The sequence below is a fragment of the Cupriavidus pampae genome, assembly GCF_914271485.1.
Lineage (GTDB): Bacteria > Pseudomonadota > Gammaproteobacteria > Burkholderiales > Burkholderiaceae > Cupriavidus > Cupriavidus pampae.
Genome location: NZ_CAJZAG010000008.1, coordinates 124,019 through 137,171 on the forward strand (window position 1 = coordinate 124,019; position 13,153 = coordinate 137,171).

The following is a 13,153-nucleotide window of genomic DNA, read 5'->3' on the forward strand; positions in this document are numbered from 1 at the left end:
CTCTTATACAGAGAGACAGCGGGTACGGAGCCGGCCCGCTTCGGTCCCCGTCACATTCACGTGCGGCTCCACCGATCGGAAGATGCGCAGATGACAAGTCCTCAGCAGTCCCCGTCCCAAGACGACCTGAAACAACAGCAGCGTGAGGCGCTGCGCAAGGCCGCACTCGAATATCACGAGTTTCCGACGCCGGGCAAGATTTCCGTAACACCGACCAAGCCGCTTTCGAACCAGCGCGACCTTGCGCTTGCGTATTCGCCGGGCGTCGCCGCCGCGTGCGAGGAGATCGTTGCCGATCCCGCCAACTCGTTCCGCTACACCGCGCGTGGCAACCTCGTGGCCGTGATCACCAACGGCACCGCGGTGCTGGGCCTCGGCGACATCGGCGCCGCCGCCTCCAAGCCGGTGATGGAAGGCAAGGCCGGCCTGTTCAAGAAGTTTGCCGGTATCGACGTGTTCGATATCGAGATCAACGAGAAGGACCCCGAGAAGCTCGTCGATATCATCGCCTCGCTCGAGCCGACGTTCGGCGGTATCAACCTCGAGGACATCAAGGCGCCCGAGTGCTTCTACGTGGAGCGCACGCTGCGCGACCGCATGAAGATTCCGGTCTTCCATGATGACCAGCACGGCACCGCGATCGTGGTGGGTGCAGCCGTGATCAACGGCCTCAAGGTGGTGGGCAAGGACATCTCCAAGGTCAAGCTGGTGGCCTCGGGCGCCGGTGCGGCCGCGCTGGCCTGCCTGGACCTGCTGGTGGACATGGGCCTGAAGCTCGAGAACATCTGGGTGACCGATATTGCCGGCGTGGTCTACGAAGGCCGTACCGAATTGATGGATCCGGAAAAGTCCCGCTTCGCGCAGCGCACCGACAAGCGCAAGCTGGCCGAGGTCATCGAGGGCGCCGACATCTTCCTGGGCCTGTCCGCCGCTGGCGTGCTCAAGCCGGAGATGGTCAAGGGCATGGCCAAGGATCCGCTGGTGCTGGCACTGGCCAACCCGAATCCGGAAATCATGCCGGAGCTGGCCAAGGAAGTCCGTCCGGACGCGATCATCGCGACGGGCCGCACCGACTACCCGAACCAGGTCAACAACGTCCTCTGCTTCCCGTTCATCTTCCGTGGCGCGCTGGACTGCGGCGCCACCACGATCACGCGTGAAATGGAAATCGCCGCGGCCAATGCCGTTGCCGAACTCGCGCGCCAGGAGCAGAGCGATGTCGTGGCTACCGCCTACGGCATCCAGGACCTGTCGTTCGGTCCCGAATACCTGATCCCGAAGCCGTTCGACCCGCGCCTGATCGTCACGATCGCGCCGGCCGTGGCCGAGGCCGCCGCCAAGGGTGGCGTGGCCGCGCGTCCGATCGAGGACATGGACGCCTACAAGCTGCAGCTGCAGCAGTTCGTGTACCACTCGGGTACGCTGATGAAGCCGATCTACGCGGCCGCGCGCAAGGTGGAGATGGAGCGCAAGCGCATCGTCTTCGCCGAGGGCGAGGAAGAGCGCGTGCTGCGCGCGGTGCAGGTGATCGTCGACGAAAAGCTGGCCAACCCGATCCTGATCGGCCGCCCGGCCGTGCTCACGCACCGCATCGAACGCTTCGGCCTGCGCCTGCGCATGGGCGTGGATTTCACGGTGGTCAACCCCGAGCACGACGAACGTTTCCGCGACTACTCGGAGACGTACTACAAGATGATGGCGCGCGAAGGCATCACGCCGCAGTACGCCAAGCTTGAAATGCGCCGCCGCACCACGCTGATCGGCGCGATGCTGATCAAGAAGGGCGAAGCCGACGGCATGATCTGCGGCACCGTGAGCAACACGGCCGCGCATCTGCGCTACATCGATCAGGTACTGGGCGGCACGCACTGCGTGTACGCGGCAATGAACGGGCTGGTGCTGCCGGGACGTCAGATCTTCCTGGCGGACACGCACGTCAACATCGACCCGACCGCCGCGCAACTCGCCGAGATCACGATCATGGCTGCCGAGGAGCTCAAGCGTTTCGGTATCGAGCCCAAGGTCGCGCTGCTGTCGCATTCGAACTTCGGTTCGTCGGACTCGCCGTCGGCCATCAAGATGCGCGAAACGCTCAAGCTCCTGCGCGACCGCGCGCCGGATCTGGAAGTGGATGGCGAAATGCACGGCGACAGCGCGCTCGACCAGAAGCTGCGCGACTCGCTGGTGCCGGATGGCGCGCTGAACGGCGAAGCCAACCTGCTGGTGTGCCCGAATATCGACGCGGCCAACATCTCGTACAACCTGCTCAAGGTTGCCGCGGGCAACAACGTGGCGATTGGTCCGATCCTGCTGGGTGTGAACGGTCCGGTACATATCCTGACGCCGTCCGCCACGGTGCGCCGTATCGTCAACATGACGGCGCTTGTGGTCGTCGATGCGGTCGCCAAGCGCTAAGCACGCGTTTCATCACAGCCGTATGAAAAAGCCGGGTTCGCCCGGCTTTTTTCTTGGTGCAATGGTTGCAATGTAAGTGTGTGCACACATATCAATAACATGTTGAAACAATTGAGGAATTCCGGCGCTGCTGCCCGCAGGGATTGATTAATCGGCGGCAGGCGCGTAACCTTACGCCTTTGAATGCTGGCGGAGTCCACACGATGGCGAGAAGGCTGACCCACGTATTGTCAGGGTGGGCCCTGAGCGCTGTGATGTGTTTCAACGTCGGTGTCACGTTGGCATTGGCGCCGCAGGGCGCGATGGCAAGGCAGTCGCAGTCGGATGTGGCTGGCATGGCGGGAACCATCGCCGTGCAGCAATTGCCCAATGAAGCGCAGCGAACGCTGGAGCGTATCGAGTCCGGCGGACCGTTTCCGTATGACAAGGATGGATCGCGGTTCGGCAATTACGAACGCATCCTGCCCCAGCAATCGCGCGGCTATTACCGCGAATACACAGTCAAGAGCAACAGCCGGAATCGTGGAGCCAGGCGGATCGTATGCGGAGGTGATCAACGCGCCGCCAACGACTGCTATTACACGGAAGACCACTACAACAGTTTCAAACGGATAACCAAATGACGACTGACATTTTCGGATTGGGCGACGCCCTTGCCGCCCGCGAAGAGCGCGGCGCCGGAGATGGCTGGCATCGGGCCCAGCATCAGGCCCAGAACCTCTACGACAATGTGCTGATGATGCCCCGACAAGAGCTCACGCACGGACTACCGCCCGCATGCGCGCCGATCGTGGTGCCCGGGTCCGAAGACGGCACCAACGAGTCAGCCATGAACCTGTTCAAGACGGTGCGCCCGAACATCGTCCAGTCGATCCGCGCTTACCGCGTTGCCGAACTGGCCCATGCGGCCGCGGCACTCGATCAGCATTTCCTCTACGCGAACTGTGCAAACTGCCAGAGCAAAGCGGAGATTCTGGACACGATCGCCACCGAATTCCTGTTCCCGAAGCATTTCGGCAAGAACTTCGACGCGCTGTCGGATTGCCTCACCGACATGATTCACAAGTCCGGGCCGCAGCCTGGCTTCGTGATCGTGCTGGAAGGCCTGCCGATCGCGCAGAAGTTCGACAAGGAAGCGCGCGAGGTACTGCTCGACGTATTCCGCGACGCGGCCGAGTTCTGGTCCGAGCGCAAGGTGCAGTTCCGCGTGTTCTACTCGTTCGCGTGATGGCCTGCGCCATGAAAAACGCCCGCTGCTAGCGGGCGTTTTGCTTTGTGGCGCGTGATGGGGTCAGGCGTCAGGCACGCGGCCGTCGGGTGTGAGCCGATCGATCAGTTCGGGCAGGCCCGCGCTGAGGCTCGCGGCCACATCCTCGTGCGACATACCGGTGGTCTCGGCCAGCGACTGCAGCGCGCCACTGTCGCCTAGCGCGTTCGACAGCTCGGTCGGGCTGATGGCCTCGTTGCTCCCGGTGCCGATCCACGAATCCACCTGCTGGCCGAGGCCGGCCTGCGCGAGCACATTGCGCAATGCGCCGATGCCGCCCGCCGCGGCGCCCATGGCTTGCGCACTGCCAGCGGCTTCGCCCTGACCGCCCAACAGTCCACCGAGCAGCGAACCGAGATCGAGGCCGCCGGGCGCGGGCGCGCTGCCGCCACCGAGCATGCCTCCCAATACTCCGCCCAGTCCACCGCCGAGTCCTCCCAGTCCGCCTGGAGCGCCCGCCGCGCCGGCATCCACCGCATTCGGGTCGCCGCCGCCCTTGTGGCGCATGGCCATCATCGCCAGCAGCCCGAGCGCCATCATGATCTTGGGATCGAGCCCGCCCGCCCCCTGTCCCTGACCGTCGCCCTTCTGTGCGCCTCCCAGTTGCCCCAGCACGCCACCGAGTACGCTATCGAGTAATCCCATGATCGACTCCTTGCAGGTGAGTAACGAACGTAGCCGTCAGAATCCGCCCAGCACGGCGTTCAATGTTGCCAGGCAGGCCAGCCCGGCGGTTTCGGTGCGCAGGATGCGGGGTCCCAGTGACACCGCGGTGAAGCCCGCGCGCAGTGCCATGTCTTCCTCCTCGGGAGAGAGCCCTCCCTCGGGGCCAATCAACAGCGTCACGCCGCCGGCCAGCCAGGCGTCCCGCTCCGCCGCCGCGAGCGCGGGCAACGAGGCGGTGGCGCGTGGCGACATCAGCAGGCGCGCACCGGAAGCGGGCGTTGCCGCCAGCCATGCTTCCACGGTAGCTACCGGCGCGAGCGTCGGCAAGCGATTGCGTCCGCATTGTTCGCACGCGGCGGCGGTCAGCGCCTGCCAGTGGGCCTCTCGCTTGACCGCACGCTCGCCCTGCAGCCGCACGACCGAACGCTGCGCCTGCAGCGGCTGGATCGCCGAGACGCCGAGTTCCACGGCTTTCTCGATCAGCCAGTCCATCTTGTCGCCACCGGCCAGGCCCTGCGCCAGCGTGACGCGGAAGGGCAGTTCGGCCTCGGCGGCGTCATGGGCGCCGATCTGCACCACGGCGCGGCGCTTGCCGAGGTCGACCAGCGTGGCCGCGTGGCTGCCGCCGCGGCCATCGAACAAGGTCAGGGCGTCGCCGTGCTCGAGGCGCAGCACCTGCACGTGACGCACCACGGCGTCGGGCAATTCCAGTGTGGCGTCGGCGGCGAGCGCCGCATCGACGTAGAAACGGGGAGGCATCAGGGGGTGTCAGATTGTGCGAGGTGTTTGCCGAAGCCCCATCGGTAGCCATCGGGATCTTCGACCATGCAGTAGCGGTCGCCCCAGAACTGGTCCGCGGGCGGCATCACACTGATCGCGCCGGCGGCGGTCGCGCGCGCGAACATCGCATCGACGTCCTCGCAATACACGTAGAACGTCTGCGACGCTTCCACGCCGAGCGAGCGCGGCGTGCGCGCGGTGCTGCCCCAGGCGCCCTCGGGCGCGAACATCACCACGAGGCTGCCCTGGTAGTGCATCTCCGCATGGGTCGGCACGCCGTTCTCGTCGAGCACGTTATGGGCCGTGAAGCCGAACGCGCGGCTGTAAAAATCGAGGGCGGCACGTCCGCTGGCGACCGTCAGGTAAGGGGTGAGCCAGGGCGTGTTGGGCGGTCTGCTCATGATGGTCTCCGCAATGGTCTCGGCGCTTGTCGATGAATTGTCGGTAAAGGGGCAGGCACATGTTACGCGGGCGCGCCGCCGCTGTCGAAAGCCACTTGCAGGTGACAATGCGGCACTTGGCGCGACGTCGCCGACGGACGCGTCCGGAAACCGCCCGGAACCGTGACCGGGCGGTCTGGCATGAGGCGACCTTCTGCTAAAATTGCGGTTTTCCCGCCGCCAGGTTTCCGCCCGCATGTCTGCCCTCGCACATCCCGCCACAAGTCCCTATGCTTCCCAGCCCGCACAGCTGATGGCCAACGCGATTCGCGTGCTCGCCATGGATGCCGTGCAGCAGGCCAATTCCGGCCACCCCGGCATGCCGATGGGCATGGCAGACATCGCCGTGGCGCTCTGGAGCCGCCACCTGAAGCATAATCCGGCGAATCCGCACTGGGCCGATCGCGACCGCTTCGTGCTGTCCAACGGCCACGGCTCGATGTTGCTCTACGCGCTGCTGCACCTGACCGGCTACGACCTGCCCGTCAGCGAGCTGAAGAATTTCCGCCAGCTGCACAGCAAGACCGCCGGCCACCCCGAGTACGGCATCACCCCGGGCGTCGAGACCACCACCGGTCCGCTCGGCCAGGGCATTACCAATGCGGTCGGCATGGCGCTGGCCGAACGTCTGCTGGCGGAAGAATTCAACCGCCCGGGCTTCGACCTCGTCAATCACCACACCTACACGTTCCTCGGCGACGGCTGCCTGATGGAAGGCATCAGCCACGAGGCCTGCTCGCTGGCCGGCACGCTGAAGCTCAACAAGCTGGTCGCGCTGTGGGATGACAACGGCATCTCGATCGACGGCGACGTCGTGCACTGGTTTGCCGACGATACGGCCAAGCGCTTCGAGGCCTATGGCTGGAACGTGATCCGCGCGGTGGATGGCCATGACGCCGCCGCAGTCGATGCGGCCATCGCGCAGGCCAAGGTCAGCGACAAGCCGACCCTGATCTGCTGCCGTACCGTGATCGGCAAGGGCTCGCCGAACAAGGCCGGCGGCCATGACGTGCATGGCGCGCCGCTCGGCGGCCAGGAAATCCTGGCCACGCGCGAAGCGCTGGGCTGGACCCACGCCCCGTTCGAGCTGCCTGCGGAGGTCTACACGGCCTGGGACGCCAAGGCGACCGGCAGCGCGCTGGAAAAGGCCTGGAACGCGCTGTTCGACGCCTACGCCGAAGTGCATCCGTACGAAGCCGGTGAATTCCGCCGTCGCATGCGCGGTGAATTGCCGCAGAGCTTCGACGCCGCTGTGGACGCGTTCATCGCCAAGTGCGAAGAGAAGGCGGAAACCATCGCCACACGCAAGTCGAGCCAGAACACGATCGAAGCATTCGGCCCGGTGTTGCCCGAGTTCCTCGGCGGCTCGGCCGACCTGACCGGTTCCAACCTGACCAACTGGTCGGGCAGCAAGGCCGTGCGTGCCGATGCCTGGGGCAATCACATCAACTACGGTGTGCGTGAGTTCGGCATGAGCGCGATCATGAACGGCGTGGCGCTGCACGGGGGCTACATCCCCTACGGCGCGACCTTCCTGACGTTCTCGGACTACAGCCGCAACGCGCTGCGCATGGCCGCGCTGATGAAGATCCGCACGCTGTTCGTGTTCACGCACGACTCGATCGGCCTTGGCGAAGACGGTCCGACCCACCAGTCGGTCGAGCAGGTGGCCAGCCTGCGCCTGATCCCGAACATGGACGTCTGGCGTACCGCCGACACCACGGAAACCGCGGTGGCATGGGCGCAGTCGATTCGCCGCGAGAATGGCCCGAGCTGCCTGATCTTCAGCCGCCAGAATCTGCCGTTCCAGAAGCGTGACGACACCACGCGCGCCAATATCGCGCGCGGCGGCTACGTGCTGCGCGATGGCAGCAACCCGCGTACCAAGCGCCCGGACGCCGTGATCATGGCCACCGGTTCGGAAGTCGGCCTCGCGGTCGGTGCGGCCGAGCAATTGGCCATCGACGGCATTCACGTGCGCGTGGTGTCGGTGCCCGCCACCACGGTGTTCGACAAGCAGGATGCCGCGTACAAGGCGAGCGTGCTGCCGGCTGGCGTGCCGCGCATCGCGGTGGAAGCGGGCGTGACCGACTTCTGGTGGAAGTACCAGGTCCAGGCCGTGGTTGGTATCGACACCTTCGGCGAGTCGGCTCCGGCCGGCGTGCTGTTCAAGCATTTCGGTTTCACCGTGGAGAACGTCGCCGATACGGTGCGCGCCACGCTGGCCCAGTAAGCTTTCATCGAGTCAACAGGAGATAGACATGACCATCAAGATCGGCATCAACGGCTTTGGCCGTATCGGACGCATGGTGTTCCGCGCCGCCGTCGCCAACTTCAAGGACGTCGAAGTCGTCGGCATCAACGACCTGCTGGAGCCGGACTACCTGGCCTACATGCTGAAGTACGACTCGGTGCACGGCCGCTTCGACGGTGAGGTGTCGGTGGATGGCAACACGCTGGTCGTCAACGGCAAGAAGATCCGCCTGACCGCCGTGAAGGATCCGTCCGAGCTGAAGTGGGGCGAGATCGGTGCCGATGTGGTGGTCGAGTCGACCGGCATCTTCCTGACCAAGGAAGGCGCGCAGAAGCACATCGACGCTGGTGCGAAGAAGGTGATCATGTCGGCGCCGTCGAAGGACGACACCCCGATGTTCGTGTACGGCGTGAACCATGAGTCGTACGCCGGCGAGGCGATCGTCTCGAACGCCAGCTGCACCACCAACTGCCTGGCGCCGATCGCCAAGGTGCTGAACGACAAGTGGGGCATCAAGCGTGGCCTGATGACCACTGTGCACGCCACCACCGCCACGCAGAAGACCGTGGACGGCCCGTCGAACAAGGACTGGCGCGGTGGCCGCGGCATTCTGGAAAACATCATCCCGTCGTCGACGGGCGCGGCCAAGGCCGTGGGCAAGGTGATCCCGGTGCTGAACAAGAAGCTGACCGGTATGTCGTTCCGCGTGCCGACCTCGGACGTGTCGGTGGTTGACCTGACCGTCGAGCTGGAAAAGCCGGCCACGTACGAAGAAATCTGCGCCGAGATGAAGTCGCAGAGCACGGGCGCGCTGAAGGGCGTGCTGGGTTACACCGAGGACAAGGTCGTGGCGACCGACTTCCGCGGCGACGCCCGTACGTCGATCTTCGACGCCGAAGCCGGCATCGCGCTGGATTCGACGTTCATCAAGGTCGTGAGCTGGTACGACAACGAGTGGGGCTACTCGAACAAGGTGCTCGAGATGGCTCGCGTGGTGGCGAAGTAATCCTCGTCACACCGATGAAAAAGGCGCGGAGTGTTCCGCGCCTTTTTTTATTTCAGAGGCCGCGTGGCGTCAGCGGTCTGGCGTCCACCGCATCGCCATCGACGATAAAGTGGCCGCCCGCCACGTGGTGAATCGTCCTGAGGGCATCCTGTCCCGCGAAGTGCCAGCGGCCCGCGCTGAATACGCGTGTATCGGCATGGGCGGCAATCACCTCGCCGAGGAACAGGTCGTAGGTCTGCTGAATCGCCGCCTCCGGCAGCAACCGGCATTCGAGCCATGCCGCGCAGCCTTCCAGCAATGGCGCTTCGATCACATCCCCCTGAAACGTCTGCAAGCCGTAGGCGGCGAACTTGTCGGTCTTCTGCTCGGCGAAGGCCTGGCCCGAGCTGGAACCGAGCGCTTCCGTCAGGTCGACCTGCGCCACCGTGGGCACTTGCAGCGCAAAGGTGCCGCTGGCTTCGAGCAGCTGACGCGTCCACGTGGACTTGTCGAGCACCACGGCAACCTTGGGCGGCGCGAAATCGAGGGGCATGGCCCACGCGGCAGCCATGATATTGCGCTGGCCGCCATGGGCCGCGCTGACCAGCACGGTCGGGCCGTGATTGAGTAGCCGGTATGCCTTGGCGAGTTCGACAGGAGCGCGGAAGCTGGACATGGAGAAGCGCGGCGGGGCCGGAATGAGTCGAGATTAGGGCATCTACTATAGCCAGAAGGCAAAAACCGCGTCATAAAGTCAGAGTTCGACATAATCTGTCTCGAACGAGTCAAAGACCGATCAAAATGCGTGTCTGTAGAGTGCGAGAAATGCCGAATTTGCTTTCCGAGGCAGTTTTTTCCTCTTACACTAGAAGAATCTGTTGACATCTGATGTGCAGCCAGAGCAAGTGGTGGGGCCATCGACGCAAGTAAAAAGAAGCAAAAACTGACCGGGCCTGATCATGGTGAACGTTGATACCAAGCTGCTCGTGATCTTCACCGAGCTGCTAAGCAAACGAAACGCCACTTATGTGGCGGAAAAAATGCACATGACCGCACCGGCCGTGTCGCATTCGCTTGGCCGTCTGCGCGAGATCTTCGATGATCCACTCTTTATCCGCGTACCGCACGGCCTGACGCCGACCCCGCGCGCGCTCGAACTCGGTCCCAAGATCCGCGACATGCTCGATCTGTGGTCGTCGATCAATGAAGGCGACGCTGACAATTTCGACCCCGCCGTGGCCACCGGCACGCTGAGCATCGGCTTTGCCGCCGAACTCGGTGACACGGTGTTCAACCGCTTCGTGTTGCGCATCAAGCAACTGGCGCCCGATCTGCATATCCGCCTCGTGGAATCCCATTCGTGGGAGGCCGACGTGGCATCGATGCGCGCGAATGAACTCGACGTCGCGTTCTCGCCGTTCCCGACCCGCCATCCCGAGATCGTCGAGGAAATGGTGACGTCGCTGAACCTGTGGGTATGCGCGCGCAAGAATCATCCGCTGCTGAAGTCCGAATGCACGCTCGAACAGTACCTCGATTGCAGCCATATCTTCATGGCGCATTCGGGCGGCTCGGGCCGGCCGGCACCGGCGCTGATCCCGCTCGACTACGCGCTGCAGCAGCGTGGGCTCAAGCGCAATGCCACGCTTACGGTTCACTCGTGGCGTGCGCAGGCCGAACTTGCGGCGCAGACCGATATGATCTTCACGGTCAACGCGCTGACCAAGGACATGGCGTGCGAAACCTATGGCCTCAAGGCGTATCCGCTGCCGTCTGAACTCAACACGATGCTGGGCCTGAACATGTTCTGGCACCGCAGCCGTAATACGCATCCCATGCTGGTATGGGCGCGCGGTCTGTTCCGTCAGGTCGTTGCCGAGTTCGTGGGGCTGCCGCAGGTATCGCGCGCGCAGCGTGCCGTGCTCGAGCAGGATATCCCGCAGGACATCGCGCAGGAGCCGTAAGCGCTTGAATCGCGGCCTCCACGCGGTGACGCGACCATAAAAAAACCGGCGCCTGGCGCCGGTTTTTCGTTGCATGGGCGTCCGGTCATGGCCGGCGCCGCCGCTTATCGTCTGGGTCTGTGGGGACACTCGTTTTTCGTGCAGTTGCCATAGAGCGACAACGCATGTTCCTGCAACGCGAAGCCGCGCTCGCGCGCAATGCTTTGCTGACGCTTTTCGATCTCGCCGTCGAAGAATTCCTCGACGCGACCGCAATCGAGGCACACGAGGTGATCGTGATGCTTCCCTTCGTTGAGTTCAAAGATGGCCTTGCCCGATTCGAAGTTATTGCGCGACAGCAAGCCGGCTTGTTCGAACTGGGTCAGGACGCGATAGACCGTGGCAAGGCCGATATCCATATGCTCATTGAGCAGGATGCGGTAAACGTCTTCCGCGCTCAGATGGCGTTGTTCGCTGGTCTGGAAGATTTCAAGAATCTTCAGGCGGGGGACGGTCGCCTTGAGGCCTATATTTTTGAGGTCCGCCGGACTCGGCATGGGCGTGACTCCCTAGAGTACAATGTCTGGATAGTTGAATCATAAGGGTTTTGGCGACAAAAGTCGCCTCGGTGCCCAGACCGCCACCGGTCATGGCGCGCCGTGCCGGGCCCGCCGCATCCGCTGGCCGCGTTGAACTTGCGTTGAATGCTTCTCAAGTTCAATGCTGACGCAGCGGAGCGACGCGCGCTCAGGTCACACGGCCCACCCCCTCCTTTTTTGAAGCGAGAGACATGCGTGCAAACCGTTCGACCGCCATGCGCCCGACGCTGGTGACTTCTCTGCTGGCCGCCACCGTGCTGGTCGGTGCCTGCTCGGCTTACGACAGCACCTCGCGCAAGGTGGCCAACGCCATCACGCCGTACCGTATCAATATCGTGCAAGGCAACTTCGTGTCTCGCGAAGCCGCCTCGCAATTGCGGGAAGGCATGACGCGCGATCAGGTGCGCTTCCTGCTCGGCACACCGTTGCTGACCGACGTGTTCCACGCCAATCGCTGGGATTACGTGTTCTCGTTCCGCCGCGGCAGCACGCCGGTCGTGCAGCAGCGCCGCTACACGGTGTTCTTCCAGGACGACAAGCTCGTGAAGTTCAGTGGCGACGAATTGCCGTCCGAGTACGAGCTGATTGCTGAAATCGACGGCTTCAAGGCTGTGCAGAAGAACCAGTCCGTCGGCAAGATTCTGACCGGCACGAATACCGACGCGCCGGTGGCGCCGAAGGTGGCGCCGTCGGCTTCCTCGGATGATACGAGCGCGCCGACCACGGCCCCGGCAGACGCCTCGGCGCCCGCCGCCGCGCCGGCAGCGCCCGCTGCCGCGTCGCCGCAGCCTTCCGATGTTCCGGCCGCCGCCGATTCCGGCGGGGTCGTCAAACCGGTGAACTGAGGCCCGGACGCTGCGGCGTCACCTGCCTGCGTTACCTGAAAGTTGTCCAAGGCCGGTCCGCACGGACCGGCTCATCCCGCCCCCACTGACTGATACCGCCATGAACATCGCCATCGCAGGCGCTTCCGGCCGCATGGGCCGCATGCTGATTGAACATGTCCTCGATACCGAGGGCGTCACGCTGTCGGGTGCGCTCGATGTGCCGGGCTCCGCGGCACTCGGCCAGGATGCCGGGCTGTTGCTCGGCCGCCAGACCGGCGTGCTCCTGACCTCGGATCTCGAAGCCGGCCTCAAGGGCGCTGACTGCCTGATCGACTTTACGCGGCCCGCGGGCACGCTCGCGCATCTGGAAGTCGCGCGCCGCCTCGGGGTGAAGATGGTGATCGGCACCACCGGCTTCGATGCCGCGGGCAAGGCCGCGCTGGCGGAAGCGGCCAAAGACGTGGGCATCGTGTTCGCGTCCAATATGAGCGTGGGCGTCAACGTCACGTTCAAGCTGCTCGAAGCCGCGGCCAAGCTGCTGTCCACGGGGTATGACATCGAAATCATCGAGGCCCACCATCGCCACAAGGTGGATGCGCCGTCCGGTACCGCGCTAAGCATGGGCGAGGTCATCGCCGACGCGCTCGGCCGCGATCTGTCGAAGTGCGCGGTGTACGCGCGCGAAGGCCACACCGGCGAGCGCGATCCGCAGTCGATCGGCTTTGCCACCGTGCGCGGCGGTGATATCGTCGGCGACCACACGGTGATGTTCGCGGGCATCGGCGAGCGCATCGAGATCAGCCACAAGTCGTCGAGCCGCCGTTCGTATGCCGATGGCGCCGTGCGCGCGGCACGCTTCCTGGCGGACAAGCCGAACGGGCTGTACGACATGCAGGATGTGCTTGGGCTGAAATAAGCGCCTCAAACGTATAATCGTCGTTTTCGCGCACCACCGGGCGCGGCATCTCTGAATCCCC

The 13,153-nt window shown here is 64.2% G+C and carries 13 protein-coding genes; 8 read left to right on the forward strand and 5 right to left on the reverse strand.

What is annotated here, in order from left to right:
* Positions 1-90: 90 nt before the first annotated feature.
* The 3 genes from LDO41_RS20590 to LDO41_RS20600 all read left to right on the forward strand — a co-directional run bounded on the left by LDO41_RS20590 (position 91) and on the right by LDO41_RS20600 (position 3,643).
* The gene (locus LDO41_RS20590; RefSeq protein WP_223991593.1) at positions 91-2,415 is read left to right on the forward strand and encodes an NADP-dependent malic enzyme; all 2,325 of its coding nucleotides are present in this window, start codon (positions 91-93) and stop codon (positions 2,413-2,415) included.
* Between the two features lie 254 nt (positions 2,416-2,669).
* Positions 2,670-3,038, forward strand: a complete 369-nt coding sequence (locus LDO41_RS20595) for a ribonuclease domain-containing protein (RefSeq protein WP_377741111.1) — start codon at positions 2,670-2,672, stop codon at positions 3,036-3,038.
* Entirely contained in the window at positions 3,035-3,643 is a 609-nt protein-coding gene (locus LDO41_RS20600) for a barstar family protein (protein ID WP_223991594.1), read from the forward strand. Before LDO41_RS20595 ends, LDO41_RS20600 begins: the two co-directional genes overlap by 4 nt.
* Positions 3,644-3,706: 63 nt before the next feature.
* Here the strand turns inward: LDO41_RS20600 and LDO41_RS20605 are convergent, their stop codons facing one another.
* From LDO41_RS20605 to LDO41_RS20615, 3 genes are read right to left on the reverse strand one after another with little or no spacing between them, the layout of a single operon-like run.
* Positions 3,707-4,327: a YidB family protein gene (locus LDO41_RS20605; protein ID WP_223991595.1), complete on the reverse strand. Its 621-nt coding sequence runs from the start codon at positions 4,325-4,327 to the stop codon at positions 3,707-3,709.
* A gap of 36 nt (positions 4,328-4,363) precedes the next feature.
* Positions 4,364-5,107, reverse strand: a complete 744-nt coding sequence (locus tag LDO41_RS20610; RefSeq protein WP_223991597.1) for a 16S rRNA (uracil(1498)-N(3))-methyltransferase — start codon at positions 5,105-5,107, stop codon at positions 4,364-4,366.
* A complete protein-coding gene (locus tag LDO41_RS20615; protein WP_223991599.1) occupies positions 5,107-5,529 on the reverse strand; it encodes a VOC family protein in 423 nt (140 codons plus the stop codon). The genes LDO41_RS20610 and LDO41_RS20615 overlap by 1 nt, the downstream gene beginning before the upstream one ends.
* A gap of 235 nt (positions 5,530-5,764) precedes the next feature.
* Between LDO41_RS20615 and tkt the strand changes: the two genes are divergently transcribed.
* On the forward strand, positions 5,765-7,801 hold the full coding sequence (gene tkt / locus LDO41_RS20620) for a transketolase (protein ID WP_223991601.1): 2,037 nt from the start codon (positions 5,765-5,767) through the stop codon (positions 7,799-7,801).
* A 28-nt stretch (positions 7,802-7,829) separates the two neighbouring features.
* Complete coding sequence (gap, locus tag LDO41_RS20625; RefSeq protein WP_223991603.1) at positions 7,830-8,828, forward strand: type I glyceraldehyde-3-phosphate dehydrogenase; 999 nt, start codon at positions 7,830-7,832, stop codon at positions 8,826-8,828.
* 52 nt (positions 8,829-8,880) lie between these two features.
* Here the strand turns inward: gap and LDO41_RS20630 are convergent, their stop codons facing one another.
* Complete coding sequence (locus tag LDO41_RS20630; RefSeq protein ID WP_223991605.1) at positions 8,881-9,483, reverse strand: flavin reductase family protein; 603 nt, start codon at positions 9,481-9,483, stop codon at positions 8,881-8,883.
* Between the two features lie 283 nt (positions 9,484-9,766).
* Between LDO41_RS20630 and LDO41_RS20635 the strand changes: the two genes are divergently transcribed.
* A complete protein-coding gene (locus LDO41_RS20635; RefSeq protein ID WP_223991607.1) occupies positions 9,767-10,771 on the forward strand; it encodes a LysR family transcriptional regulator in 1,005 nt (334 codons plus the stop codon).
* A 104-nt stretch (positions 10,772-10,875) separates the two neighbouring features.
* Here the strand turns inward: LDO41_RS20635 and fur are convergent, their stop codons facing one another.
* Positions 10,876-11,307 carry a ferric iron uptake transcriptional regulator gene (gene fur, locus LDO41_RS20640; RefSeq protein ID WP_223991610.1) on the reverse strand — a complete coding sequence of 144 codons (432 nt, stop codon included), beginning with the start codon at positions 11,305-11,307 and terminating at the stop codon, positions 10,876-10,878.
* Between the two features lie 233 nt (positions 11,308-11,540).
* Between fur and LDO41_RS20645 the strand changes: the two genes are divergently transcribed.
* Positions 11,541-12,194 (forward strand): outer membrane protein assembly factor BamE, encoded by a 654-nt coding sequence (locus tag LDO41_RS20645; RefSeq protein WP_223991611.1) that lies wholly within the window; start codon positions 11,541-11,543, stop codon positions 12,192-12,194.
* A 100-nt stretch (positions 12,195-12,294) separates the two neighbouring features.
* Positions 12,295-13,092: a 4-hydroxy-tetrahydrodipicolinate reductase gene (gene dapB / locus LDO41_RS20650; RefSeq protein WP_223991612.1), complete on the forward strand. Its 798-nt coding sequence runs from the start codon at positions 12,295-12,297 to the stop codon at positions 13,090-13,092.
* Positions 13,093-13,153 lie beyond the last annotated feature (61 nt).

What these genes read in the sequence shown, in the direction of transcription:
- LDO41_RS20600 (WP_223991594.1), top strand. Translation starts at nt 3,035, where the DNA reads ATGACGACTGACATTTTCGGATTGGGCGACGCCCTTGCCGCCCGCGAA.
- LDO41_RS20610 (WP_223991597.1), bottom strand. Translation starts at nt 5,107, where the DNA reads ATGCCTCCCCGTTTCTACGTCGATGCGGCGCTCGCCGCCGACGCCACA.
- tkt (WP_223991601.1), top strand. Translation starts at nt 5,765, where the DNA reads ATGTCTGCCCTCGCACATCCCGCCACAAGTCCCTATGCTTCCCAGCCC.
- LDO41_RS20595 (WP_377741111.1), top strand. Translation starts at nt 2,670, where the DNA reads ATGTGTTTCAACGTCGGTGTCACGTTGGCATTGGCGCCGCAGGGCGCG.
- LDO41_RS20615 (WP_223991599.1), bottom strand. Translation starts at nt 5,529, where the DNA reads ATGAGCAGACCGCCCAACACGCCCTGGCTCACCCCTTACCTGACGGTC.
- LDO41_RS20635 (WP_223991607.1), top strand. Translation starts at nt 9,767, where the DNA reads ATGGTGAACGTTGATACCAAGCTGCTCGTGATCTTCACCGAGCTGCTA.
- LDO41_RS20645 (WP_223991611.1), top strand. Translation starts at nt 11,541, where the DNA reads ATGCGTGCAAACCGTTCGACCGCCATGCGCCCGACGCTGGTGACTTCT.
- gap (WP_223991603.1), top strand. Translation starts at nt 7,830, where the DNA reads ATGACCATCAAGATCGGCATCAACGGCTTTGGCCGTATCGGACGCATG.
- LDO41_RS20605 (WP_223991595.1), bottom strand. Translation starts at nt 4,327, where the DNA reads ATGGGATTACTCGATAGCGTACTCGGTGGCGTGCTGGGGCAACTGGGA.
- dapB (WP_223991612.1), top strand. Translation starts at nt 12,295, where the DNA reads ATGAACATCGCCATCGCAGGCGCTTCCGGCCGCATGGGCCGCATGCTG.
- LDO41_RS20590 (WP_223991593.1), top strand. Translation starts at nt 91, where the DNA reads ATGACAAGTCCTCAGCAGTCCCCGTCCCAAGACGACCTGAAACAACAG.
- fur (WP_223991610.1), bottom strand. Translation starts at nt 11,307, where the DNA reads ATGCCGAGTCCGGCGGACCTCAAAAATATAGGCCTCAAGGCGACCGTC.
- LDO41_RS20630 (WP_223991605.1), bottom strand. Translation starts at nt 9,483, where the DNA reads ATGTCCAGCTTCCGCGCTCCTGTCGAACTCGCCAAGGCATACCGGCTA.